Origin of the sequence: Coleofasciculaceae cyanobacterium (genome assembly GCA_036703275.1) — a bacterium.
Classification (GTDB): Bacteria; Cyanobacteriota; Cyanobacteriia; order Cyanobacteriales; family Xenococcaceae; genus Waterburya.
On sequence record DATNPK010000024.1, the window covers coordinates 1 to 22,972 of the forward strand.

At 40.6% G+C, this 22,972-nt stretch carries 27 protein-coding genes; 12 read left to right on the plus strand and 15 right to left on the minus strand.

Going from position 1 to position 22,972, the window contains the following annotated elements:
• A partial coding sequence (locus tag V6C71_05020; GenBank protein ID HEY9767857.1) for a hypothetical protein occupies positions 1-225 on the plus strand: 225 nt, incomplete at its 5' end.
• A gap of 118 nt (positions 226-343) precedes the next feature.
• Here V6C71_05020 and V6C71_05025 read toward each other — a convergent pair.
• Positions 344-481, minus strand: a complete 138-nt coding sequence (locus V6C71_05025; protein HEY9767858.1) for a hypothetical protein — start codon at positions 479-481, stop codon at positions 344-346.
• A 33-nt stretch (positions 482-514) separates the two neighbouring features.
• The gene (locus tag V6C71_05030; protein ID HEY9767859.1) at positions 515-994 is read right to left on the minus strand and encodes a hypothetical protein; all 480 of its coding nucleotides are present in this window, start codon (positions 992-994) and stop codon (positions 515-517) included.
• 345 nt (positions 995-1,339) lie between these two features.
• Here V6C71_05030 and V6C71_05035 point away from each other — a divergent pair, with 345 nt between their 5' ends.
• Both V6C71_05035 and V6C71_05040 read left to right on the plus strand, forming a co-directional pair.
• Positions 1,340-1,690, plus strand: a complete 351-nt coding sequence (locus V6C71_05035; protein ID HEY9767860.1) for a winged helix-turn-helix domain-containing protein — start codon at positions 1,340-1,342, stop codon at positions 1,688-1,690.
• Positions 1,691-1,706: 16 nt separating this feature from the next.
• The gene (locus V6C71_05040) at positions 1,707-2,111 is read left to right on the plus strand and encodes a transposase (GenBank protein ID HEY9767861.1); all 405 of its coding nucleotides are present in this window, start codon (positions 1,707-1,709) and stop codon (positions 2,109-2,111) included.
• A 442-nt stretch (positions 2,112-2,553) separates the two neighbouring features.
• On the opposite strand, the gene V6C71_05045 is transcribed toward V6C71_05040, so the two are convergent.
• On the minus strand, positions 2,554-2,907 hold the full coding sequence (locus V6C71_05045; protein ID HEY9767862.1) for a hypothetical protein: 354 nt from the start codon (positions 2,905-2,907) through the stop codon (positions 2,554-2,556).
• Between the two features lie 385 nt (positions 2,908-3,292).
• On the opposite strand from V6C71_05045, the gene V6C71_05050 reads away from it, so the two are divergent.
• Positions 3,293-3,757: a hypothetical protein gene (locus V6C71_05050; protein HEY9767863.1), complete on the plus strand. Its 465-nt coding sequence runs from the start codon at positions 3,293-3,295 to the stop codon at positions 3,755-3,757.
• Positions 3,758-4,112: 355 nt separating this feature from the next.
• On the opposite strand, the gene V6C71_05055 is transcribed toward V6C71_05050, so the two are convergent.
• Both V6C71_05055 and V6C71_05060 read right to left on the minus strand, forming a co-directional pair.
• Positions 4,113-4,295, minus strand: a complete 183-nt coding sequence (locus V6C71_05055; GenBank protein HEY9767864.1) for a hypothetical protein — start codon at positions 4,293-4,295, stop codon at positions 4,113-4,115.
• An 18-nt stretch (positions 4,296-4,313) separates the two neighbouring features.
• Positions 4,314-5,111, minus strand: coding sequence for an SDR family NAD(P)-dependent oxidoreductase (locus V6C71_05060; protein HEY9767865.1), 798 nt, complete (start codon positions 5,109-5,111; stop codon positions 4,314-4,316).
• Between the two features lie 803 nt (positions 5,112-5,914).
• Here V6C71_05060 and V6C71_05065 point away from each other — a divergent pair.
• Positions 5,915-6,217: a DUF6714 family protein gene (locus tag V6C71_05065; GenBank protein HEY9767866.1), complete on the plus strand. Its 303-nt coding sequence runs from the start codon at positions 5,915-5,917 to the stop codon at positions 6,215-6,217.
• 272 nt (positions 6,218-6,489) lie between these two features.
• Here the strand turns inward: V6C71_05065 and V6C71_05070 are convergent, their stop codons facing one another.
• From V6C71_05070 to V6C71_05080, 3 genes are all read right to left on the minus strand, one after another.
• On the minus strand, positions 6,490-7,131 hold the full coding sequence (locus V6C71_05070) for a hypothetical protein (GenBank protein HEY9767867.1): 642 nt from the start codon (positions 7,129-7,131) through the stop codon (positions 6,490-6,492).
• A gap of 160 nt (positions 7,132-7,291) precedes the next feature.
• Entirely contained in the window at positions 7,292-7,549 is a 258-nt protein-coding gene (locus V6C71_05075; GenBank protein ID HEY9767868.1) for a hypothetical protein, read from the minus strand.
• Positions 7,524-9,263: a reverse transcriptase domain-containing protein gene (locus V6C71_05080; GenBank protein HEY9767869.1), complete on the minus strand. Its 1,740-nt coding sequence runs from the start codon at positions 9,261-9,263 to the stop codon at positions 7,524-7,526. The genes V6C71_05075 and V6C71_05080 overlap by 26 nt, the downstream gene beginning before the upstream one ends.
• An 850-nt stretch (positions 9,264-10,113) precedes the next feature.
• On the opposite strand from V6C71_05080, the gene V6C71_05085 reads away from it, so the two are divergent.
• Positions 10,114-10,314: a hypothetical protein gene (locus V6C71_05085; protein HEY9767870.1), complete on the plus strand. Its 201-nt coding sequence runs from the start codon at positions 10,114-10,116 to the stop codon at positions 10,312-10,314.
• A gap of 112 nt (positions 10,315-10,426) precedes the next feature.
• Here the strand turns inward: V6C71_05085 and V6C71_05090 are convergent, their stop codons facing one another.
• Both V6C71_05090 and V6C71_05095 read right to left on the minus strand, forming a co-directional pair.
• Positions 10,427-10,672 carry a hypothetical protein gene (locus V6C71_05090; protein HEY9767871.1) on the minus strand — a complete coding sequence of 82 codons (246 nt, stop codon included), beginning with the start codon at positions 10,670-10,672 and terminating at the stop codon, positions 10,427-10,429.
• On the minus strand, positions 10,669-11,268 hold the full coding sequence (locus V6C71_05095; protein ID HEY9767872.1) for a GIY-YIG nuclease family protein: 600 nt from the start codon (positions 11,266-11,268) through the stop codon (positions 10,669-10,671). The genes V6C71_05090 and V6C71_05095 overlap by 4 nt, the downstream gene beginning before the upstream one ends.
• Before the next feature lie 315 nt (positions 11,269-11,583).
• Here V6C71_05095 and V6C71_05100 point away from each other — a divergent pair, with 315 nt between their 5' ends.
• Both V6C71_05100 and V6C71_05105 read left to right on the plus strand, forming a co-directional pair.
• On the plus strand, positions 11,584-13,728 hold the full coding sequence (locus V6C71_05100) for a molybdopterin-dependent oxidoreductase (protein ID HEY9767873.1): 2,145 nt from the start codon (positions 11,584-11,586) through the stop codon (positions 13,726-13,728).
• 47 nt (positions 13,729-13,775) lie between these two features.
• A complete protein-coding gene (locus tag V6C71_05105) occupies positions 13,776-14,228 on the plus strand; it encodes a nitrate reductase associated protein (protein ID HEY9767874.1) in 453 nt (150 codons plus the stop codon).
• Between the two features lie 241 nt (positions 14,229-14,469).
• Here V6C71_05105 and V6C71_05110 read toward each other — a convergent pair whose 3' ends face one another.
• The 3 genes from V6C71_05110 to ltrA form a co-directional block, all read right to left on the minus strand.
• Complete coding sequence (locus V6C71_05110) at positions 14,470-14,691, minus strand: hypothetical protein (protein ID HEY9767875.1); 222 nt, start codon at positions 14,689-14,691, stop codon at positions 14,470-14,472.
• Between the two features lie 296 nt (positions 14,692-14,987).
• Positions 14,988-15,197: a hypothetical protein gene (locus V6C71_05115; protein HEY9767876.1), complete on the minus strand. Its 210-nt coding sequence runs from the start codon at positions 15,195-15,197 to the stop codon at positions 14,988-14,990.
• Positions 15,198-15,350: 153 nt separating this feature from the next.
• Positions 15,351-17,162, minus strand: a complete 1,812-nt coding sequence (gene ltrA / locus V6C71_05120; GenBank protein ID HEY9767877.1) for a group II intron reverse transcriptase/maturase — start codon at positions 17,160-17,162, stop codon at positions 15,351-15,353.
• Positions 17,163-17,511: 349 nt separating this feature from the next.
• On the opposite strand from ltrA, the gene V6C71_05125 reads away from it, so the two are divergent.
• Complete coding sequence (locus V6C71_05125; GenBank protein ID HEY9767878.1) at positions 17,512-17,640, plus strand: hypothetical protein; 129 nt, start codon at positions 17,512-17,514, stop codon at positions 17,638-17,640.
• Positions 17,641-18,101: 461 nt separating this feature from the next.
• Here V6C71_05125 and V6C71_05130 read toward each other — a convergent pair whose 3' ends face one another.
• Positions 18,102-18,878 carry an ADP-ribosylglycohydrolase family protein gene (locus tag V6C71_05130; GenBank protein ID HEY9767879.1) on the minus strand — a complete coding sequence of 259 codons (777 nt, stop codon included), beginning with the start codon at positions 18,876-18,878 and terminating at the stop codon, positions 18,102-18,104.
• 241 nt (positions 18,879-19,119) lie between these two features.
• Between V6C71_05130 and V6C71_05135 the strand changes: the two genes are divergently transcribed.
• A complete protein-coding gene (locus tag V6C71_05135; GenBank protein HEY9767880.1) occupies positions 19,120-19,323 on the plus strand; it encodes a hypothetical protein in 204 nt (67 codons plus the stop codon).
• Positions 19,324-19,437: 114 nt separating this feature from the next.
• Positions 19,438-19,956 carry a hypothetical protein gene (locus tag V6C71_05140; GenBank protein ID HEY9767881.1) on the plus strand — a complete coding sequence of 173 codons (519 nt, stop codon included), beginning with the start codon at positions 19,438-19,440 and terminating at the stop codon, positions 19,954-19,956.
• A 436-nt stretch (positions 19,957-20,392) separates the two neighbouring features.
• Here the strand turns inward: V6C71_05140 and V6C71_05145 are convergent, their stop codons facing one another.
• Positions 20,393-21,847, minus strand: a complete 1,455-nt coding sequence (locus V6C71_05145; GenBank protein HEY9767882.1) for an ammonium transporter — start codon at positions 21,845-21,847, stop codon at positions 20,393-20,395.
• 202 nt (positions 21,848-22,049) lie between these two features.
• Here V6C71_05145 and V6C71_05150 point away from each other — a divergent pair, with 202 nt between their 5' ends.
• Entirely contained in the window at positions 22,050-22,202 is a 153-nt protein-coding gene (locus V6C71_05150; protein ID HEY9767883.1) for a hypothetical protein, read from the plus strand.
• The last annotated feature ends 770 nt before the right edge of the window (positions 22,203-22,972 follow it).

Here is a 22,972-nt window from a genome sequence, read left to right on the forward strand (position 1 = left end):
CCGCGATTGGCATATCATGCACGGGCTTCGCTACGAGAGTTTGTCGGTAAACAATGGTTAACCTACCTCTTAATTGAACCGACTATTTCTTGGCGATTAAGAATTCGTCACAGCGATCTGATCTTTGATGGCAAGAAACAACTTAGAGCTTCGGTCATCTTCGGCAATTTGAAACCAGGACCAACTCAAGTTCTATTTAGTCGTAGATTGGTTTGGGGGCATTGAAACTTTGTTGGGAATGTTTAAAACCAGGGGATTTTGTCTTGAGTCTACTCATTTTACTAATTCGATCAGGCTACTGCTCGCTACTATCATTACCGCCGACGTGCTCAAGCCAAGCTCCTTAATTTTTATCTACAACTGTAGAGACTCGACAGGCAAAGCATTTATAAGCTTGTTGTCCGGAAAGATTGTCGTAATAGCGATCGCTTAATAAACTATTAGTTGATTCGTAGTACGCCGTATTTATTTTAGATTCCAAGCCACTGGTGACAGGTAAAATGAGATCTGCTTATTATGCAGATTCTTCCATAAACAGTCCGGTATAGAGATAAAAATCTAGCTGACGATACGCTTGTCGTACCTTTTTGGTATTGGCAGAGGCGAGTAAGGGATTACCCTGGGTAACGATAGCTTTAAGTGGATAGGGTTTACCCGTAAGGATAGCTTCGGTAAAATAATCTGGACCGACGGGCAAAGCAGGAGCTTTTTTGGGAGTATTTACCTCGAGCGGGGGCAAATTTAAACCGCCAGGCCAAGTATTGTGCATGAAATTGCAACCACCACCATTAATGCCAATATTCCCCGTAATGGCAGCTAAAAAGGCAAGAGCGCGATAGGTGTCAAAAGCTACTATTTGATGGGAAATACCTGCATTACAAAAAATAGCCGCTGGTTTAGTCTGGGCGTAAGTCCGCGCAATCTGCACGATCTTAATGGCTGGAACGTCAGTAATCTTTGCCGCCCATTCTGGCGTGTATTTTTCGGCAAGCAAATGCTGTTTTAGTTCGTCAATGCCATAGCCGTTAGTAAAAGTAGTTTAAAATAACAAGTAAAATCACTTATATGATCAATGCCGAAAAAAGCATTTAGCTTCGCATTTAAGCACTGTTGAACTTAAAAAGCCCTAAAGGACTCCTAAAGGACGACGCGAAGGACGCGCCTCCAGGCGCTAATCCTTTAGGGCTAGTGTGACCGAAGGGAATCCTTTAGGGCTTTAGCATACCGCTTCGCATATAGCGTCGCGTCGCGATATCAAAAAAGCCAAAATCTAATTGAGTCAAGAAGATGGCATTTACTCTAGAAAATAGGACAAGGTTGGACAATTAAAAATAGTGCTGTGGCGGTAGGAATCAGCTATGGTTATGCTCAAAGAATTGTTAGAAATTACAACCAGTATGGAGTTGCAGGAGTAAAAGTAAAACAGAGAACAGAGCAATCACATACTGGAGGAAAAGCAGCTTTATTATCTGCCCAGCAATTGCAAAAGCTAACTCAAGCCCTAAAGTCCAAACCTAGTGATGGAGGAATATGGACAGGAGTAAAAGTGGCTCGTTGGATTGAAAAAGAGAGAAAAAAAAGGATTTGGAATCAACGGGGATGGAATTATCTAAAAAAGCTCAGCTACTCTTGGCACAGACCAAGACGGAAACATAGCAAAGGAGATTATTTAAGAACAAAACTTATTTAAGCAAAATTTGCCCGTTATGGTGGAGCAATTAGAGAAGAAACACCCCAATTGCTCGATAGAAGTCTGGTTCTTTGACGAGCATCGAATCGGACTCAAAGCGATCTTCAAGAAAGTTTGGAGTCCTATTGGTAGCAGACCTCAAGCAATCGTACAACACCAGTATGAATGGTTATATGTCTATGGTTTCGTCGAACCAAAAACTGGCAAACCCCTATGGTATTTAATTCCCAGAGTTAATACTCAATGGATGAATGTAGTTTTAAAAACTTTTGCTACCGAAGCAGATGCAAATCAAAATAAAATTATCCTCCTAATTCACGATAGAGCAGGTTGGCATCGAAGTCAGAGGGTTAATCTACCGTCAGGAATTGAAACAGAGTTTCTTCCTGCCTATTCTCCCGAATTGTATGCTCGTGCATGATTAGCTAAAGCGTCCGCGTCGCGAAGCGGCTTGCCCTAAAGGATATGCGGAGCGGTATGCTTTAGCATTTGCGAAGCTTATCCTTTAGGACTAACTTCGTGTCGCACTTATCGCATTGAGTGTATCCGTGATAGACAGCCTGCCGAGCGATTATGGTCATTAGTCGATGAAGCGATCGCCAACGAGAAGATAGAAAGTATTGATGAACTGAAAAAAAGACTATCAAAGCGTTGTTGTGTTTTGAGTCAAATGACGGAAGAAATTAAAAATTTAACTAATTATCCTAACGGGGTGACAGAGAAGCTAAAAAGCTGACTGAATCAAGCTTATAGCTTTCAATCCTCGGTCAAAAAAAGGCAGTTTATGGGATGCAACTGCATCAACTTGAGAGCTAAATTAGAGCAAAATTGCCAACTGACAAGCCACGCCTGACCATATAAACTCACCCAAAAATCGCTATGCCGCTTAAAATTTTTATGTTGTTCTTGAAGACGATTAATATATTGTTGTTGTCTAGTTTTCTTAAGTTTTGTTCCTTGTAAAAAGAAATTGTGTAAGCGATCGCGATTAGTAAGACCAAATTTATTATGCGCTCACAACTAGCATATGAACCTTCGAGATTATAACCACCACTCTTACAATCACGAAACATTATCGGAATAGGTAAATTAGCTGCGAGTCTTTCTAGTTTGATTTGCTTGTGAACTTGTAACAGCCAAACCAACATTTCTAAAGTAACTAATTGAGACGGAGTAAGATATTTTTGAAGGCAGGTTTGATACAATTGAGGCAACATTTTTAATTAAATGGGCTTATTGATAAATAAAGTCCATTTTTTTTGTACCATTTTTTGGCTCTAATTAATATCCTGTAAGTCTTTTAAGTTGCTTGTCACCCTGTCAGCTTTCTCACTTTAATCCATCTTCATAAAAGATCTCAAATGGGTTCTATACTCAAAATGAGATTTTACATAGTGAGGAATTAAGAAATTAGTTGAGAGATTAAGAAAAGATTACCAAGCCAATCCCATTGCTGTCGGACATCGCAATAATGAACCATTAGAACCCAATTATCTTGTAGCACTTACCTTAGAATATTTTGGAGTGAATGGAGAACCAATTCCCGAACAAAAACAAACTATTTACTAGAATAATTTAACTCAAGAAAATGATGGGTATGGAATGGCAATTTCTTCAGCTTTCAAAACTCCAGCAGCAGGTGAGGTAGTTTCAGCGAAAAACATTCTGGATATTACTCAAGATTTGTACGAACAACTGGTTAAGCTAAAGCAGCAACGTTGTTCTGAACTCGAACAACCAGAGACTTTAGAAAACATCAATTTGACTTCTGAACGAATCAGTAAAATTCAGAAGCGAATTATGGCAATGGATAGTTTTCCTTCTGGAATTGACAAGAAAACCGTCAAAGACACTTTGAAAAAACTTAATTCTGAAAAAGAGCTTAAAAAGGTACAAAAACTACTGCGAGATTGCACCAATGCCGATAAAAGTCAGCTAAACGATGATGAGTTTATCAAACAGTTAGTTAATGATACAAAAATTCTTAACTTACTAAATCTTGAAGGGATTAAACTTGTCAATTTAAAAGCTTCTTTATCAGCTTTGCTATTGAGAATAGAGATTTAAATGAGTAAAACCAGCATTCGATTCCTCGCGATCGCTTTATCTCTTCAATAGAACTAAAATTAAAGGTAAACTGACGATCCCAAGCGTCATGAGTGCCATCAAACTAATCGTTATCAATCAATACACCCTTGCTGTCTATTACACTTGATACGACTGCTACAAATACAGCATCATCAATGACTACGGCACTGTCTATGAGCCCGATAATATTTTCTATACCTGGGAAACAGCAGAACGTGAGGGAAGAGAGGCTATTAATACTGTTTCTAGTTAGTTTTAAGTTAGGGCGATCGCCCCCGATGAGAAAAATTGAATCTTATGACGCTTAACGATTCCCCTTCATTAAGCGTCAGACTTATTGTTGGCGAGCAGCTATTTTCTTTTTGATGGACTGATAAAAAATCTGATCATTCAGTTTTTCTTGTTTAAGTTGTTCTTTTAAGATTTTTATCCCTTGCATACAGGGGTGATGCTGATAATTATTTTTGAGCCAATCTATGGAAACCATGCGCTCTTTTTGTTTTTTCAGTTCTGACATTCTTACCTCCCTATTTTCCTATTTTTGTTGAGCTAGAGCTAGAGAAGATTTTGTTGGTGCAGACAAGATCATAATCTTCTGTAAAAACTGAGGAAAAAGACGTTGACACCATACTGCCAGATAACTCTGCCATCCTACTAAAATCTCACTCCTGTTTTTGTCTAATCCTGAAATCAAAGTCTGAGCAACTCTTTCAGTCGTCATCGGCATCACCCAACGAAATAATTTAAGATTGCGTGCCATCTCGGTATCAGTCAGCGTCGGCAGTAAAGCAATAACTTCAATATTATGTTCAGCCAATTCACTCCTGAGAGCTTGAGTAAAACCGACGATCGCAAATTTAGTTGCCGAATAAGTAGACATAGTCGGAGCTGCCACCTTACCCATTAAGCTAGAAACATTGACAATTGTGCCTTCTTTTTGACTTGCCATCCGTTTAGCCAATAGGCGAGTAATGTTCATCATTCCCAATAAATTCAGAGAAATTTCTTCTTCAAATTGGTGAGATTGGCTATCTAAAAACGCTGACTGGTGCGCTACTCCGGCACAGTTAACCAGTAAATGAATTGGTCTATGGGTACTCCAAGCCTGGGCGATCGCAATATTAATCGAAGCGGATTGCGTTAGATCTAAGGATAGAGTAGTAACCTTAACGCCTATTGTTTCAATTTCTGTGGCTACCTCGGCTAGTTGGTGACGATCTCTAGCTACTAATATTAAATGCTTGATTCCTACTCTGGCTAATTCAATTGAGATTGCTTTACCAATTCCACGAGAAGCACCTGTAACTAAAGCTGTTTTACCTTTTATATCCATAGTTTTAACCCTCACTAAAAACTTTCTACAACGTCAATAAATATCTGAAATATTTTATTGTTGATAGAATTACCAATTGATTTGGTGCTGACAATCAAAAAATAGTGAAAAAAACTCTCTCAACACTATTTTTTTTCATGGGCTTATTATGCCCATGTACCTATACTTACTGCTGCTAAATAACCTATTGTTATCACAGCTATTAAACAAATCGCACTTGGAGATAAAGTCATAATTCAACCTTTTTTTTGATTTCGTTTACACGCTAACAGAAGTGTAAAAAAAAATTAGCAAAAATTAACGATCCCTGAATATTGTTACAAAAGACAACAAAAAACTCAGATTGAATTAGGGTTAAATGATTCTACTAGATGATAGTTTTAATCTTTGGTATAAATACTTTTAGCTCTGTAGATGGGGCAATTAATCTCATGAATAATTATGATAAAATTAGCTAATTTTAAATCAATTATGAGAGAAAAAATAAAGAAGTCGATCTATAAAATATAAATTAATTTTGTTCGAATTAAACATATTCAATTTTTCGGTATATCAATATACATTTCTATCAAGTAAAATTGCCAGGAAACTGTTTATATTTTCCTCTACCTTTCTAAGAGAAATTAAACTTAAAACTACATAATTCCCAACTTGCGATCGCTTTTAATTTAACAAAAACATGAGGTTTGGTAACAATCTTATTTGAAAGCGTTATTGAAGAGTCAAAGACTATCAACTTTGTTAGAACAACCAAATCGAACAATGAATCAAGAAGTCAGCGACCAAGCTTATACTCTTTTACTGTGACACGATTTAAAATACCACCAATGACCCTTCGCGCTGGAGATGCCGTAGATAGCTACGATTTAGCTCCTCCCTATGATGAGCGGTTAGATGAAGTGAATGACGATTACATCCAAAAGTATGCCTATTTGGCTCTTCCTCACTTAGATCCTCTATCTTGGCGTTATTATCTTCCTTTTCTAATTGACTATTCGCTCCGTCATGCCACGGCTGAAGCTGACCCCGAATCTTCGCTGGCTGTTGATGGTACACTGTTTTCTCTACGCCCCCTGACAGAGAACCTCCCAGATTATCTGTGCTGACAGCAGAACAAGATATCTGTAATCATTCAATTTCTCGACCTTCTGGCATTTGATGAGCGTTCTGTCTATCAAGATTTTGCCATGCAGGTTATAGAAGAATACTGGATGCCAGGGGCATTGTATCGAGATTAAAATACCACCTTCAATTTCTACTGGACGCGAGACGTTAAATTGGGCTACATCTGTTGGGAAATGAATTACCCTCGTGAAATCCAAGAATTCCTGGAAAAAGAAGAAAGGCAACAGATAGCTCAAGCTTTACTAAGGGGGATTTAGTCTTGGTTTTTATATGGTTCAAAACAGTAATACTTAGGACGTGAATCCAATCTAACATGAAGCCAGTGAACCCCCAACCCCGATGTACTGACCCAGATAGGCTGTTCCCGCTCGTTAAGTCTCTGCTTCAGCGATAAGCCTATATGCGAAGCGGTATCCTTTAGGACGGCATGGCTTACGCTACGCCCAACAGTTTGCCACAATAAATGCTGTTGAAATTCAGGAGCGAATCTAACAAATGAAGCAAGATGAGTACGGGCAACTGTATTAGCAATAGGACAGGGGACGACTAATAGAGCATCGTTTCCTAAATTGGGAAAGGTTACGACGGATTCAGTTGCCGATTCAAAATGCTTATCAAAGTCAGTAGGATCTGGCTCTAGATCGGCTAGTTTGGGACTATTTACGAGGACAAACTCAAATTCTCGATCTACAGTAGACTGGCTAACTGATGGTGTTTCCCAGAAATAGGCTGACATAGGCGCATCGGCTAACAAGGAGATAAAAAACGTTCTGAAGCTATTGTCGTGTTGCCATAACTCAATAACCTCCGAGTAAGTAATTTGCTTATCGTCTCTAAAGATAGAGATTTTATGAATGCGTTCGGAGTCAATTAATTCTCGCTTGGATTTCCACATATTGCTATTGCTAGAACAATTTTAATTGCCCAGGACTAACTGGACTGTAACGCCCCCTGTGTAAGTCTAAATGGCAAGCAGCGCAGACAGACAGCAGATTAGATACTCGATTATCCATCGTGTCATGATTTTTATGGTGAACCTGAAGAATATTTGCCGTTCATTGAGAACGAGTTAAACTTAGGGGTTTTTCTCCTGGCTTGTAGCATTTATTGGCACAGCAGCTACATTGCCACTGGGCAGCTTCTTTAACTTTCAATGCTAGGCTGTTCCAATTATCAGGGTTAGGTGAGTAGAAGAAGTTACCTTCCTCTACTTCCCTCCAAAACGGTACGTGAAAGTTTCCCTTCATACCGCTCCTCAGTGTATGGCTAGTACTATTGCTTGTACCGTCATCTTGTGCCGTGTACTTGATCATGACAATGCAAATGTATTAGAACTAAGTTCTTATCTGAATTGTTGCCACCCTTTGATTTTTCTTTGATATGGTGTTTCTCTGTCAAATCTTCAGGATAGAAATTAAATCCACAATAACCACATTTGCCCTTTTGCTTTTTAAGCAATCTTGCTTTTTGCGGGTCGGATGTTAGATATTTATCACCCATCCTTTTACTCCAATAAGTTTCGTCGCCATCAAAAGGGCTTCTGGTGTTTTGCACTTTAACCCATCTTTTTCCACACCTAAAATCGGTATGTTTTGCTAGAAAGTACGAATAGTCTTTCGATCTATAAGTAAATCTCCATCCTCTATTCTTTAAATCCCAGTATTTTCTGGCAATCCATTTTCTACCTTTGTTTGGATGACGACGTTTGCCCCATCTCCACAACCTGTTCCACATCAGATTAGTTAACTTGAGGAATGCATTCGATGAATTCCAAGGACTTTGGTAGTTACACCATCCTCTAATCATAGGAATCAGTTTCCCAATGAGTTCTGATTGTTTGTGTGAACTCATTTTGTTGATACATTCGTCTAGTTTTCTATAATGCAGTTTAATTTTGTCTTTTTGGGGTTCAATAATAGTCTTAAATTCAAGCCTTTCGCCCTTTGTGTTTTTTCCTGTGTGATGTTTACCTAGTTTGTGATGCTGAATATGAAATCCTAAGAAATCAAATCCAGGTTTTTCATCTTTGTATACATCTAGGGTATGGGCAATTCTAGTTTTGCTTGATTTTAATTCTAGGTTTAGGCTTTGAAGCCATTCTTCTATTACTTCCTTACACTTTAGAACAACTTCAATTTCGTCGTGAATGACTACAAAATCATCGGCGTAACGTATGACAGATAACGCTCTTGCGCGATATTTCTTTGCCATTACAGCTCCATTGGGAAATCTTTTAGAGATTTCCATTACCAGTTCTTTTAGCTGGTTTTCTAGGCCATGTAGAGCGATATTTGCCAATAAAGGGCTTATCACCCCACCCTGGGGAGTACCAGCTTGCGTTTGGTTGTACCCTTTCCTCTGTGTCCATTTACTAAAATCAATTACTCCTGATTTTAACCAGGATTCAATTTGACTTCTAAACTTTGGTAGAGTGTTGAGTTTATCTAGAAGAGTGCCATGTTTGATTTTGTCAAAGCAACTGGATATATCTGCATCTAGAACAAATTTAGGCTTGATCTTAATACCGTCATAAATAGCTTTGATTGCGTCATGACACGACCTACCTGGTCTGAAGCCGAACGAGTTTGGTTCAAAAAGTGCCTCCCATTCTGGTTCAATTGCCAGTTTTAACAGGCATTGCTTGGCTCTATCTAGCATGGTCGGTATGCCTAATGGTCGCATTTCTTTCTTTCCAGGTTTGGGAATCCATACCCTTCTGGTTGGATTTGCAGTACCATCAATTTCAAGGTTCAAGGCAAGTTTTAATCTTGAAGTTGGAGAAACGGATTTCACACCATCTACCCCAGCAGTTTTCTTACCTTTGTTTTCTTGAGTTACTTTCCTTACAGCTAGTAGTTTGCCGTACCAGGATTTGACCATTAACTTCTGAAGTTTGTGAACTAACTTGTAGTTCTCGGCTAAAGATGCTCTGTAAATTCTCTTTTGAAGCTTAAATATACTGGAATCGATTTTAATCCAATCGATTTGATTCGAGTTATTCCATTGCGACTTTGATGTAATCTCCATATTGGATTTATTAACTCTACTAAGAAAACGAACATCCCATACAGCAGTGTGACTTTCAGCATATCCATGCCCATTACAGACAGGCTTTTGCTTATTTCACAATCCCTAGACTGGGTGGTTTCTTGGCGGATAACTACTCTAAGAAAAACTTAAACAACCTTCCCACTCCTTGACTCGTTCCTACTTACCATCGTTTTCTGAGTTGAGGACTCCTCTCTTCTTCGGGGGCGCGTGAGTGAAATATATACTGAACTCTACTTCCCAGTATCCTCAACTATGTCCACCTTGAGCATATTTCGCTCCCTGGGTATAAGCCATTTCCCAGGTCATCCATGACCAAGAATTGACAAGAATTCGCTTTCGCTGTCCATATTCAGTTGCTCCCACTTGTACCAGTTTTGGCTACTAGCTTGGGTGGTTTTCATACCGCTTCAACATTAAAGGTTATCAGTCTTTAATATTGGATATGATGCTTTCACTCTTATTTCTAGAGGGGTGGGCTTGGAAACTTTCCTCACCACCAAAGTAAGCAAGTTGTCTCGGTTTCGCTATAACTAGCTTCCCTGTTAACGCAAAAGTTTTTGCGTGCAGTGTACTTCAGCCATTGGGCTTGGTGACACTAACGAACCGCACGTAGAGATTAGGATTTACAGGCATTTGGGTAGGTTACGATCTCTGAAAATAATTATATAGTATTAGGCAATCTCTAAATACTTAGAAAAATTAAATCTGGAAATACTAAAACTGTTTAACTGATGTAGTAAATATTTTTTGACAGACGCAAAACCTTCAAACAGTGACTTACAATCTTAAGAACGATTAATTACTAAACTAAAATTATTAAACGATTATGAACTTTAAAAAAGTAACTTTGCCTTTAATCTTAGGTTTATCTCTCCTGTTTGGAGCTTGCCAAGGAGAGTCTACTCAAACCCCTGACAATAGTGAAAATGCAAAAGACGCAATCGAAGATGCAGGAGATGATGCAAAAGACGCAATCGAAGATGCAGGAGATGATGCAAAAGACGCGATCGAAGATGCAACCAATTAAATACTCGCTTGACGGCTATTGCTGGCTCGTCGTTTCAGTCCCGTCATTGAGATTATAAGCTTTTCAACGAGAGCGAGAATCAGGCGATATTTTAGCTATAAATTTCAATTGCTCATTTTAGTAAGGAGCGATCGCGCTTTGCTTCTAGAGTCGGATAGTTAATCAAAAAGTTTTTATAAATAGGTGCGACCGTATCGGCATCGGTTCTCTGTAATAGAAATTCAGCAATAAGTATAGAGTAAGGGTCCAAAGTAGATATAGCTAAAGCCTTTGTGGGCCAGGGATAATCTCTTAAATTACACTCTGCCCAAGATAAAAAATGATTCCGAAACCATTCAATTTCTTCTTCAGTCGTCATAGTTGTATAGCAGTCGGAGTCAAACTGTATTCTTCTTTGTAGATCGATAATTCTTCTCCTGACAAAACCTTTGGTTGCATAGAATTTAGGTCGGTTAAAACTAATTCGACATCTTTAAACTTATAGTATTCAGTTAGCTTGCCAATGCGATAATTAAACTCTTTGTAGCGGTGTTTGAAATATAGTTCTACGTTGCCTCGATGCTGCCATGTACCCAGTACATTGATATCTATCTCCCAATAGTGCTGCTGTAAGCCTCTTTTTATTTCTCTTATGCGATCGCACATTTGTCTACTTGTAACACCAATCTTATGTAGAGTTTTATTATTTGCTCGAATCTGAAGAAAATAGAGAGTAAATCTGAGAATGCGCTGTAGTTGCAGCCTGTAAATCTTTAAATCGGTTAGTTTTTCTGACAATAACTCACCCCCAAACGCTTTAGCCATCTCGACTGAATTAGATAATCTATCGAGTTCCGATAAGATCAATGGTTTTTGTACGGCATTAAACTTTGACAGAGATAGTTCAGCAACGGGAATCTTACCTAATTTAGTAAAGTAATAGCCTTCTGGTGTCCAATTGAATAGCTTCTTCATTTCCAGTTCAAAGGGAACGGTAATGATGCTGTAGTCAGTATTGCCCTATTCTCGCATAGCTGTTTGAGAAGTTAATTGTTATGAGACTTTAATATACAAATTGAACGGTATTCTAATTAGCAAATTTTTAACTTAGCGATACTTATGATTGATCGCATTATTAGTAAAATTCGTCTTATTTGTTTTAAGTGTTAAATAGCTTGAGCTTATTTGTAGCAAAGGCGCAAAAAAATTTACTTATATTCTTAAGCCAACTTAATTTTACTTTTTAACTACATATTGGTGATTGTAAAATTTGGCAATAAAACTTAAAAGATGTTTATTATGGTCGGTATAGTCAGCAAGCAACCAAAAGTAGTTTATGGTGCGTGTCCTCACGATTGTCCAGATACTTGTTCGATGCTAGTAACCGTAAAAGATGGTCGAGCTATAAAAGTAGAAGGAAACCCGGATCATCCATTTACGCGAGGGACTTTGTGCGGCAAGGTAAGCGACTATCTCGATCGCGTCTATAGTAAAAAGCGGGTGCTGTATCCGATGCGTCGAGTTGGAGCAAAAGGTAGTGGCGAATTTGAACGCATCAGTTGGGATGAGGCTTTAGATGAGATAACCAGTCGCTTCGAGCAAACAATTGCCGAGTACGGGGCAGAAGCAATCATGCCCTGTAGCTACTTGGGGCATGAAGGCTTACTGAATGGGCTGACTGTTGGAGATGCCTTTTTTAATCGTCTCGGAGCAACCGTTACCGAGCGTACTATGTGCATTTCCTGTACTAGCACTGCCTACTTAATGACCTACGGACCAACTCATGGGACTGACCCAGACACATTTCGCCACTCCAAATATATCGTTCTTTGGGGATGTAATGCTCTCAGCACGAACGTTCATCTTTGGCCGTTTATTCAAGAAGCGCGAAAAAATGGTGCTAAGCTGGTTTCTATCGATCCAGTACAAACTCGAACAGCCAAGCAATCCGATTGGCATCTTCCTATCCTGCCAGGAACAGATGGAGCTTTAGCACTGGGGATGATGTATGTAATCATTAACGAAAAGTTGACGGATGATGATTACATCGAGAAGTACACTACTGGTTTTGCCGAACTGAAGCAGCGAGTACAAGATTACCCTCCAGAAAAAGTCGCTAGTATTACGGGAATTGCTGTTGAAGACATTGTTACTCTTGCCAGGGAATTTGCTACAACTCAACCTTCTGTAGTGCGAATTGGTGTTGCTTTAGAAAAACAGGCTGGAGGAGGTCAAGGAATTCGTGCGATTAGTTGTTTGCCAGCCTTAGTAGGTTCTTGGCGGCACTTGGGGGGTGGAATGCTGCAAGCACCCATGTGGCCATTTCCCATTCGTTGGGACGTGGTTCACCGCCCTCATTTTATTAAACCAGGAACGCGAGTTCTCAATCAGTGGCAACTAGGTCGTATTTTGACAGAAGAAGTTCCTCTCAATCCACCAGTCAAAGCCCTGTTTGTCTATAACTGTAATCCCGTAACTCAAGCTGCCGAACAAGACAAAATTGTCAAAGGACTTGCTCGCCAGGATTTATTTACTGTAGTAAGCGAGCAGTTCTTTACAGATACAGCAGATTACGCCGATATCGTCCTGCCAGCTACTACCCAAGTGGAAAATCTAGATTTAATGTTCTCCTGGGGACATACTTATGTAACACTAAACAGTGCAGCTATTCAACCAATAGCAGAAACCATACCAAATACAGAACTGTTTCGACGTTTAGCCGAGCGTATGGGCTTTGAAGATGAGTGTTTCAAGCTCAGTGATGAGCAGTTAGTTATGGAGGTACTTGACTGGTCATCCCCCGTCATGGAAGGCATTAATCTGGAGGTCTTGAAATCAAAGGGCTTTGCTAAATTAAAAATTGAAGCAGTTCCTCACGCTGAAGGTAACTTTCCCACTCCTTCAGGTAAATGTGAATTCCTGTCTAGCATGAAAGTAGATAGTAATTTTGTGTTACCTGCTTTTCGTCAAGGATTTGAAGAGTACGAACCAGGCTTGCCTGTCGATCCTCTACCAATTTACACTCCACAGAGGGAATCTTCGCAAAGCAACCCTAAATTATCTAGTCGCTATCCTCTCAGCTTGATGTCGGCCAAGCCACACCAGTTCATCAACTCTTGTTTTGCTAATCTGCCCAAACACGCGAAGCTTCAGGGCGAACCAAAGGTTATCATTCATCCTGATGATGCGATCGAGCGCGGTATTGTTGAAGGACAAATGGTTAAGATATATAACGATAGAGGGTCTTTTCAAGTGCCAGCGATGCTCGATAATATGACTCGTGTGGGGGTTGTGGTTGCACCACTAGGGTATTGGCGAAAAATCAGCCATGCAAACAATACGGTTAATGCAGCGACTTCGGCAACCTTTACAGACCTCGGACGCACCGCAGCAGTTGGTGATTCTCTGGTAGAAGTTGAGCCTTTAGGTGAGTAACTTATAAAGCGGTTTCTTTAATACGTAGTTCAAATCAATAAGTAAGTATGAGCGATTTTTTTCAATTCGAGATGGACTTTGCTAGTTCTTTAAGATGTATTCCGATGCAAGTACGATATAAACTCGACCTCTGCGGCATAAAATTGAAGTTGCCTCAATGGAGTCAATTTTCTAGTGGCGATCGCCAAAAGCTTTTAAGCTTGCCTTGTCAAACTTCCGAACAAGTGCAGACCTATCGAAAAACCCTGCAAGAGCTTGTAAAAAAGACAACTGGTGAAATGGCGACTGATTTAACTGTCGAGTCCGCTCCTGACTGGGAAAATGATTTCAAAATTCCCGATTCAGTAAGCGAGAAATCAAGAGAGGCAGGATTTCCTCTTACTGTAAAGCGATGGACAAAGCTTACACGAATCCAAAGATTTGCCTTGATTAAACTTAGCCGATCTAGTCATGAGAATCGAAATTTTGTTCCTGCCCTTGAAGAGTTTCACTTGATTTAGCTTATGGGATGGATCTAAGTGTCGTAAAAAATAATTACGATTCGGCAAGCGCAAGTCTTGCTTTAGCTTCAAGTATTTGTTCTTCTTCTTTGACAAACATTTTTTGAATTAGCCAACTAAAAACAGGAATAATGAATACGGGGGTTAGACTTCCCAAAAAGAGCCATAAGCCAATCAAAACAGTTATCTATCATACCCAAATAAATCGGATTTATACTATAGTTGAAGATTCCTTCTCTAATTAAATAACTCGATTCTTGAAAAAGTTTAATAGCGTATTGTTTTGACGAAATAAATAGACACAAAACAAAAACATCATTATTCCAAGCGCGATCTCCCCTATGCCTAAATAAGTAATTGGCGGAAAAAATAGCTGTTTAACTGGTAGCCAGAAATGCAATCCTACCATCAAGATCATTGATAGTAGAAACCAAGCAGGAGGCAAAACTTTTTGCAAATTCATTTTCCTAATTTTCCTTCCAATGATACCTGTTCTTATATTAAATCTGACCAAACGGCTGTCCCCATCGTCGCCAATTCTCTTTGTTAAATGGTGACTGCCAACGTAGTAATTAACTCTCGCTTCAGCTTTAATCGACTCGTGCGATTGCGCGATACCACAAGGGTACAATGTGCGAAGCGAGTCCTTTAGGGAAGCTAGCTGAAAGCATCGCTTCGGAGCCATTTTTAAAATATCGAACACGAAAATACTCGAACCTATCCTACACATGACAAAGATTGAATATTTGTCTTTAGCTATTATGATGCAATCTTAGAACTAGCTAAATCGATCAATTCCGGTAACTTTTCTGCTCCAATATATTCAATTATTTCCGACAAATCTTCATTTGTAATCGTTCCTTGAGAAAAAATTCCCGCACGCCAATGGTTTATATTATCCCAGGTATTGCTATCAAACTGAGTGGCGTTTGCTTCTACGTATTGTTGAAGTTCCTGAGTATAACGCAAAGACGAAGTTTGACTAGTTTCGGTTTGGAGAACGAGAATATATGTTTGTTAAACTAAGCCACCTTGTCACCAAGGCGACTCGTCTTCAAAACCGTGCATGACAGTTTCCCGTCACACGGCTCCTCTCTAATTAGGCACTTGTTATGTGTACCTTCAGACCATAGTGGGTAAGTCTTCGTTCCAAATCCAGTTCCCATCGTAAAATGCTCCCTGAATTAATTTATAGAACGTTTCCCAACCTTGGCGATTTTTATAGCGTCTTATTGCTTTTAAATCTTCTTTGGTCTTGGCATCGTGACAGTGTATATGTAATGCCTGAAGATTTTCGGTTATGTTCTTGCCTCCAGCTTTGAGGGCAAGTTTATGGTCGATTTCGATGTTATCTTCAGATTTGAAAGTAAGTCCACACTGATTACATCTTCCTTTTTGTTTTTTCAGCAATCTAGCTATCGCGGGTCTGAGTTCTGGGTGTTTACCCATTCTTTCCCCCCAGTAGATTGAGTTGCCGTCATACGGACTAGATTCACCTTTGACTTTTGTGTGTCGGAAAATATTTGTATCTGTGTGTTTTGGAAGAGTAAATAATCTTTCTTCTTTTTTACACCCAAATACCCATTTATCCTTTCCTAAAGTCATCCAGTATTTCTTAACAGTCCATTTCTTGCCTTTATTGGAATGTCTACGAAATCCCCATCTTAGTAGTTTTTTGACCAACAGGTGACTGAGACTCTTATAAGTCTCTTTGCTGCATACCGCTCTGTAGTAGTTACACCATCCTCTGATGATGGGAGCTAGTTTAGCTATCATCACTTGCTGTTGAGCAGCTTTATGTTGGTCTACTATTTCAGATAATTTACGGTAATGTTCATTAACTTTTTCTTTTGATGGTTTAATAATCGTTTTGAATCCCAGGATTTTGCCGTGACGATTTTTCCCTGATTGGTATTTTCCCAAAGGGTATTGTCGGATATTGAATCCTAAGAAATTAAACCCTGGTTTGCTTCCTTCATGTTCTGAAAGAGTGTGTGATATTTTGGTTTTTTCTTGGTTGAGTTCTAATCCGATGTTTTTTAGCCATTCTTCTATGATTCCTTTACAAGTTTTTATTACGTTCAGGTCTTTATGTAGTATTAAGAAGTCATCTGCATACCTTATAAGGGATATGGATTTTATATTCCTCCTTTTTTCACCTTTCCAGGTGGCAGCGTATTCTTTTACCACATTTTCCATTCCGTGTAGAGCGATATTGGCTAGTAGTGGGCTTATAACTCCACCTTGTGGACTCCCTTCTGTGGGAAATATAGTCTTCCCTTCATCGAGAACTCCTGCTTTAAGCCATGCTCTAATTTGTTTCCTTGCTTTGGGGAAGGTATTAATCTTCTCAAGAAGTTTGACGGGGTTTATGCGGTCGAAGCATTTACTAATGTCGGCATCTAGTACAAATTTAGATTGGTATCTAATTTGATTTAATATGCTGGCTATTGCGTCATGGCAGCTCCTTCCTGGTCTAAAACCGTATGAGTTAGATTCAAAACGGGCTTCCCATTCTGGTTCTAATGCTGCTTTTACTAACGCTTGTAATGCTCTGTCTTTCATCGTAGGTATGCCAAGAGGTCGTCTTTTTCCATCTGCTTTTGGTATCCATACTCTGCGAACAGATTTGGATTTTCCTTCTAGCTTCAGGTTTTCAACTAAGACATATCTTTGTTTGGGAGTGAGTGACTTAATGCCATCTACTCCAGCCGTTTTTTTGCCCTTATTATCTTGGCTTACCCTTCTGACCGCTACCAATTTGGCGTTGTATGAATTTAAGAGGGTTTTTTGTAATCTACGTAGCTTTCGTACATTGTCAGTTTTGCTGGCTTGGTAAATTCGCTTCTGGAGCTTATAAACTGATAGCTCAACTTTACGCCAATCTATCGCGTTCGATGCCACAGTATTCAATTTTGAATCTGTCTTAGCCATATATACTCCTACTTGTTCTTTTACCTTCCTAATTACAGTCAGCACGTGGGCATATCCCTGGCATTACACCATCTGTCGCCAGCATTACTCGTTTTCGAGTTAGGGCATTAGCTTTTTGCTGAATCCTACTCCCCCTATAACCTCCTAAAGTTAGGAGAGGTTAAATCTTGGTTGACTTCTCGGTAATTTCGACCATTACTGAGTGTCATAGGAGGGTTTTCCCGTTCCAAATATTCCGTTGGTATGTTTCTTTAGGATGTGTCTGTACACCGCCTACTTGTTGGTATCGTCCTTTGTCAATTGCATACAAAGGAAACAATGCTTAGGTTTGCTTTTTAGCACAGGGCGAATGCCCAGATCGTCGTCTAACGACGACTGGCGACGCTACCGCGTCGCGTGCCTATCAGAACTGATTTGGCTGTTTAGGATTAACGATGCTTATGACTTTTATCTACCCACCGATCGCGGTTGGTATTGAATCATAATCATGGAAATTATGATTAACATTTTTGCGATATCACCTTTTTGGCTACGGCTTGTCAGTACTGATTTAGCCGTTTTGTTGTAACGGTGGTTGTGATACTTCGAGCGTACGCTCTATCCATAGAATTCTTGCACTTAGGATTACCGGTTCAGACTACTAGTAATTACCCCGTTTAACCCCGCTTTACCGATTGATGACCATTCGCTACAGTAGGGGCTACGCTTTCATCTCCAACACCTGAGAGATAGGACTTGATGTATTACGCTTTTATTAATATTTAGCGACCTCGCAGAGGGACATTTCACCTATACGGAATATTTAGTTGTCATGGTTAATATTGACCTGTTAGGAATTATTAGAAACTTAACATTTAGTCACACCATGCTAGTGCTTATGTACTAAAAGTAGTACTTTTGCACTAAACGGGTCGCACTCCATGATTAATATTGTAGCTATTATATTCCGTTAAGGTATTCGTTCATAAATGTTTCTGTAACTTGGCGTAGCGGTTCATCGAGGATATTTAAGGCTCGTTGGGCGATCGCTTCAGGTACTCCTCCGTAAAAAGCCTGGGCAATACCGCCAGCAATACAAGCAATAGTATCACTGTCACCCCCGATTGAGATCGCGTTGCGAATAGCATCCTCAAAGCCTGTAGATTCTAAAAAAGCAACGATTGCTTCGGGAACAGAACGCTGAGAGGAAACTAAAAATTGATAGTTCGGTCTGATTTGGTCGAGAGAAAAGTTTAAGTCGTAGCCGAAAGTGGTTTCAATGTAAGACTTAATTAGCTTTTTATCTTTTTCAGTACGTGCTAGGAAAATTGCTGCTGCCGTTGCTTGTGCGCCTTTAATTCCTTCTGGATGGTTGTGGGTAACTTCAGCACTGCGTTTTGCTTCTTGTAGTGCCGAGTCTAAATCTTTCAAAGCAAATCCTATCGGACTAATTCGCATGGCACTACCATTGCCCCAACTATTATAAGGTTCGGTTCGATTGGATAATGCCCAATTGCGAAAGTTCATTCCGTAGCCAGCATTGGGATAACGACGACAATAATCTTTAAATCGTTCGGTATAGCTGCCACCGTCGAGCAGGACATCCGCAACTGCAATAGTCAGTACCGTATCGTCAGTAAAACGACAGCCAGGGCTAAATAGCGGAAATTCTTTGGTCGTGATGTTGTTCCCCTCATATATTGAGCCAATAATATCTCCAGCGAGCGCTCCTATCATGCTTATTTCCTCAACCAAACATTATCTTTAGTATTTATCTAAATTTTGTCAAACGGTTTACCATATTTGCTCCAGTTCTGTTTGTTAAACGGTGACTGCCAGCGCAAAATTAATTCCCTCTCCAGCTTCAAACGTCCAGTGCGTAGCGAAGCCCTAAAGGATATGCCCTAAAGGACTAGCTTCGCGTCGCGGAGCGGTATGCTTTAGCATTTGCGAAGCTTATCATGCACGGACTAACTTCGTGTCGCCATGCCGTCCTAAAGGATACCGCTTCGCATATAGGCTTATCGCTCTTGCCGAAGCTTTAGTTGATTCCGAACATAATGTATCAGAGGCTCTAAAAGCCTGGGAATTAGAGCAGCTTGCTTTAGGAATGCACCTTTGGAAACGGGTCAAGATTTTGGGGAAACTTCTCAGTTTGTCTATGGCAAAGAAAGATGGCTGACATCTAAATAGAAAATCATCTGTAAAAATGCAGCCTATTTAGCTTACGTTTTCTTGTTATACATCTGACGCTCTACAGTTGTAAATAGAATGAGAGAAGAACTCAACACAAAAAGTGATAGGACAAGAAACTCAAGTACGGGTTCCGCCTGCTAATACTCCAGCATTACCAGGAGAAGAATTTGAGTATTCGACCGAGGTTTTGGTTGTCGGCGAAAAGGGCGATGATGAACTAATAGCACGAATATTGCCAGACTTTGATGGTAATAAAGACTTAGTATTTGCTGGTGGAGATGATTTAATTGACACTACTGGGAGTATCTCTGGCGGTAGTCGACTTGATGGCGGTAGCGGAGATCATATTCTCTTGTCGGAGCGGAGCGATCGCGCCATTGGCGGTGAGGGTCAAGACAGCTTCTGGATTGCTACAGCAGAATTCCCTCATAAAGTCAATACGATTACCGACTTTGAAGCCCAAGTAGATGTAATCCGAGTTGGAGGTTTAGGGGTAACTTATGAAGATCTCCATTTCCGTATTGAGGATGGCAACACTACAGTCAGTACTCTAGGTCAAGATCTGGCAATCTTACTTAATGTAGAACAGGTTGAAGCCAGCAATTTTGTTTTTGCCTAGTTCGTGTATCTGAGGGATATTGTAATCGAGGCATGGAAAAACATAGTAATTCACCTGAGGGGGAAACAACAAAGCTAAACTAAGGTCTGTGTATGTTTCATCGCCCCTAAACCTTTCTGGTAAAAAGCTAACTTAACCTGAGTTCAGGTTAGGCATATTGTGCCAAATCTTTTTCTAAATCGAAAGGTTTCTTCGGTTGATAGCAGTATGCAATCAAGTCACACCAAATATTTACGCCAAAACTTATGGGCGAGTGTTTAATCTGAGAGAGCTTCTTGAATTGGTTAATAATAGTTTTAACAATTGAGCTATACCGTGCTAAGAGCCGATCGCGCCGGAAGCATTAAAAGATTTTTCAGGTTACGCTGTGGTTTTACAAATCCGCTGCTTATTCAGCAACATCAATCTCAGTACGACTCGAATTCGCTTACTCTAATCATTCGTTCGCAATTTTTGCCCTGCGATCGCGATCCTCTTGTTTGTCGCCAAGCTGTTTTTCAATCGAGTAGATATCGGGCCAGATAGAGGCACCGTGTTCGTAGGCATCGATGCCAATTTCATCAGCATCGGGATGGACGCGCAGGCGACCTACCGCCTTGAGCGCGCCGAACATGAGAAAGGCAAAGGCGACAGTAAAAACCGCAATTGAAACAACACCGAGAAACTGTACCCAAAGTAGCTTAAAGCCGCCACCTACCAACAGCCCTGCTGTTTGATTTGAGGTTAATTGCCGCTGAGCTAGAAAGCCGACTGCTAAAGTACCCATCATACCGCAGACACCGTGGACAGAGAATGCCCCCACTGCGTCGTCAATTCTAGCTGCCTCTATAATGTTCATCGAGATGATGACTAGCACTCCTGCCGTTAAGCCAATCAAGACCGAAGCCCAGGGCAAAACGTATGCACAGCCAGCCGTAATCCCAACCAGTCCTCCTAGCGCACCGTTGAGACAGTAAGACAGTTCCCATTTACGCGAGCGAAAATACTGGAGCAATAGCGCCGCCACTGCCCCCGCAGCCGATGACAAAGTTGTGTTAACCGTTACTAGGCCAACTAGACCAGGATCATCCATACCTAGAGACGAGCCGGGGTTAAAACCATACCAGCCGAACCACAAAATTAACGTACCCAAAGTTGCCAACCCTAGATTATGTGGTGGCGGAGTCTGTCCCCAGGCAGAACGATTAGGACGCGGACCAAGCAAATAAGCGCCAATCAAAGCATATGTACCGCCGACAAGGTGAACAACAGAACTGCCAGCGAAGTCGTGGTAGCCTAGACTAGAGAGCCAGCCACCGCTATTCCATACCCAGTGGACGATAATTGGATAGCCGATCGCGCCGACAATGACGCTGTAAATCAGGTCGCCAACAAAGTCTGTCCGTTCAGCTAGTGCGCCTGTGGCAATAGTGCTGGCGGTGGCAGCAAAGGCAAACTGGAAGAAAAACAGAGTATAGGTATTGAGACTTGTGTCAGAGCCATCAGCTCCGGTAGCGTAGCTGATGCTAGTTCCGCTCAAAGTAAGTGCGTCGCTCAGGAAGAAGTGGCTTGTGCCAATAATTCCACCAGCACTGCTGCCAAAAGCAATAGCAAAGCCGACTGTCCAAAACGCTAAAGCGGTGAGTCCAGCGTCTATAAAGTTCTCCGTCAAGGCGTTAACTACGCCTCGCTGGCGGATAAAGCCTGCCTCTAACATGGCAAAGCCAGTTTGCATGAAGAAGATCAAAAAGCCTGCTAGTAGAACCCAAGTAGTATCGATCGAAACCTGAAGCTGAGAGGTAGTATTCGCTAATGATTCAAGGGTGGGTGGCTCTGCTGCCTGAACAATTGTCGGAGCAATCGCACTAAGAAACATTGAGCCGATTGCCAGTGCCAGCAAGCGTTGCCACACTCTATTTTTGCTTTTTGTTGCTCTTTTAAAACTCGAAGAGATTTTAGGTTTCACTATTATTTAGCTATTGCTAAGTATAAAAAAATATTTAGGTAAAAAGCGATCGCATTGTCTTTAAAAGCTATTAACTTTCCGATCTAATTTTGACAATAATTGCTCAAATAAAAAGTCAAAATTGCTACTAACTCGCTTATTCCTCGCAATGCACCCCTTTACTATAACTACGCTGCCAGTCAGAAAACTGAGTCAAGCTGTATTGGTGGTTTACTATGTTGGCGACTACTATCAGTACGAAATTTTGTTTTGGGATTACTCGATCTTTCAGCCTCAAGAAATGTACGAATCAGCAGACTAAGCCCTAAACGTAGGGGTAGATAACATTAAGACAGTTATTGGTTATTAATAATTTTTGCTATGCCTAAAATTCCCGACTGCGATTGCCCGTGCATGATTTGCGACGCGAAGCTAGTGCTAAAGCATACCGCTCCGCGACGCGAAGCTAGTCCTTTAGGGCATATCCTTTAGGGCGAAGCTTATCATGCACGGACTAACTTCGTGTAGACGCGAACTTCTAATCCTTTAGGACGCGAAGCGCGGTCCGTAGGCATCGCTGTCTCCTCTACGGCCACAATCCTTACTTAGTTTGTGCGGTTCATCCTTCGGGTGTAGAGACTGATAAATGTTTAGATTTTAGATTAGATTCCAATGCAGAGATAAAAGAACAATGGAGTCCCCAAGGAGCAGCGCTTCGCGCAAGCGACGCTAGTCGCGTCTTGGTGCGACAGCACCTGCGCTGGTATGGTAGATGAACTTATTTCTAACAGAGCTTCTCGTTACAGCCAGTCAGAACAGACAGAAATATTAAATAGTCATCCTTTCTTTACGCTTTGTTTGTCCTCAATGCAGACATAGGTTTAATCGAGAAAACCAAATAGTTCACTTTGATTGTCCCGAATGCGATTTTATTGATGATTCGGTGTAGCGATCGCCTGAACATTTAACTCAAAGGCTGACAAAAAGAATCAGCCCTGGCTAAATAAACCAGGACTCGATTGTTGAGAGTCTAGAAAACGATGATGGTGGTGGGAATCTTAGTAGCCGTAGCTATAAGGAATGTACTGATTT

Bases quoted from the DNA above. Each gene is read 5' to 3' on its own strand.
- V6C71_05040 (HEY9767861.1), top strand. From the start codon at position 1,707: ATGGTGGAGCAATTAGAGAAGAAACACCCCAATTGCTCGATAGAAGTC.
- V6C71_05045 (HEY9767862.1), bottom strand. From the start codon at position 2,907: ATGTTGCCTCAATTGTATCAAACCTGCCTTCAAAAATATCTTACTCCG.
- V6C71_05050 (HEY9767863.1), top strand. From the start codon at position 3,293: ATGGCAATTTCTTCAGCTTTCAAAACTCCAGCAGCAGGTGAGGTAGTT.
- V6C71_05055 (HEY9767864.1), bottom strand. From the start codon at position 4,295: ATGTCAGAACTGAAAAAACAAAAAGAGCGCATGGTTTCCATAGATTGG.
- V6C71_05060 (HEY9767865.1), bottom strand. From the start codon at position 5,111: ATGGATATAAAAGGTAAAACAGCTTTAGTTACAGGTGCTTCTCGTGGA.
- V6C71_05070 (HEY9767867.1), bottom strand. From the start codon at position 7,131: ATGTGGAAATCCAAGCGAGAATTAATTGACTCCGAACGCATTCATAAA.
- V6C71_05075 (HEY9767868.1), bottom strand. From the start codon at position 7,549: ATGATCAAGTACACGGCACAAGATGACGGTACAAGCAATAGTACTAGC.
- V6C71_05080 (HEY9767869.1), bottom strand. From the start codon at position 9,263: ATGGAGATTACATCAAAGTCGCAATGGAATAACTCGAATCAAATCGAT.
- V6C71_05085 (HEY9767870.1), top strand. From the start codon at position 10,114: ATGAACTTTAAAAAAGTAACTTTGCCTTTAATCTTAGGTTTATCTCTC.
- V6C71_05090 (HEY9767871.1), bottom strand. From the start codon at position 10,672: ATGACGACTGAAGAAGAAATTGAATGGTTTCGGAATCATTTTTTATCT.
- V6C71_05095 (HEY9767872.1), bottom strand. From the start codon at position 11,268: ATGAAGAAGCTATTCAATTGGACACCAGAAGGCTATTACTTTACTAAA.
- V6C71_05100 (HEY9767873.1), top strand. From the start codon at position 11,584: ATGTTTATTATGGTCGGTATAGTCAGCAAGCAACCAAAAGTAGTTTAT.
- V6C71_05105 (HEY9767874.1), top strand. From the start codon at position 13,776: ATGAGCGATTTTTTTCAATTCGAGATGGACTTTGCTAGTTCTTTAAGA.
- V6C71_05110 (HEY9767875.1), bottom strand. From the start codon at position 14,691: ATGAATTTGCAAAAAGTTTTGCCTCCTGCTTGGTTTCTACTATCAATG.
- ltrA (HEY9767877.1), bottom strand. From the start codon at position 17,162: ATGGCTAAGACAGATTCAAAATTGAATACTGTGGCATCGAACGCGATA.
- V6C71_05125 (HEY9767878.1), top strand. From the start codon at position 17,512: ATGCCCAGATCGTCGTCTAACGACGACTGGCGACGCTACCGCGTCGCG.
- V6C71_05130 (HEY9767879.1), bottom strand. From the start codon at position 18,878: ATGATAGGAGCGCTCGCTGGAGATATTATTGGCTCAATATATGAGGGG.
- V6C71_05150 (HEY9767883.1), top strand. From the start codon at position 22,050: ATGCACCCCTTTACTATAACTACGCTGCCAGTCAGAAAACTGAGTCAA.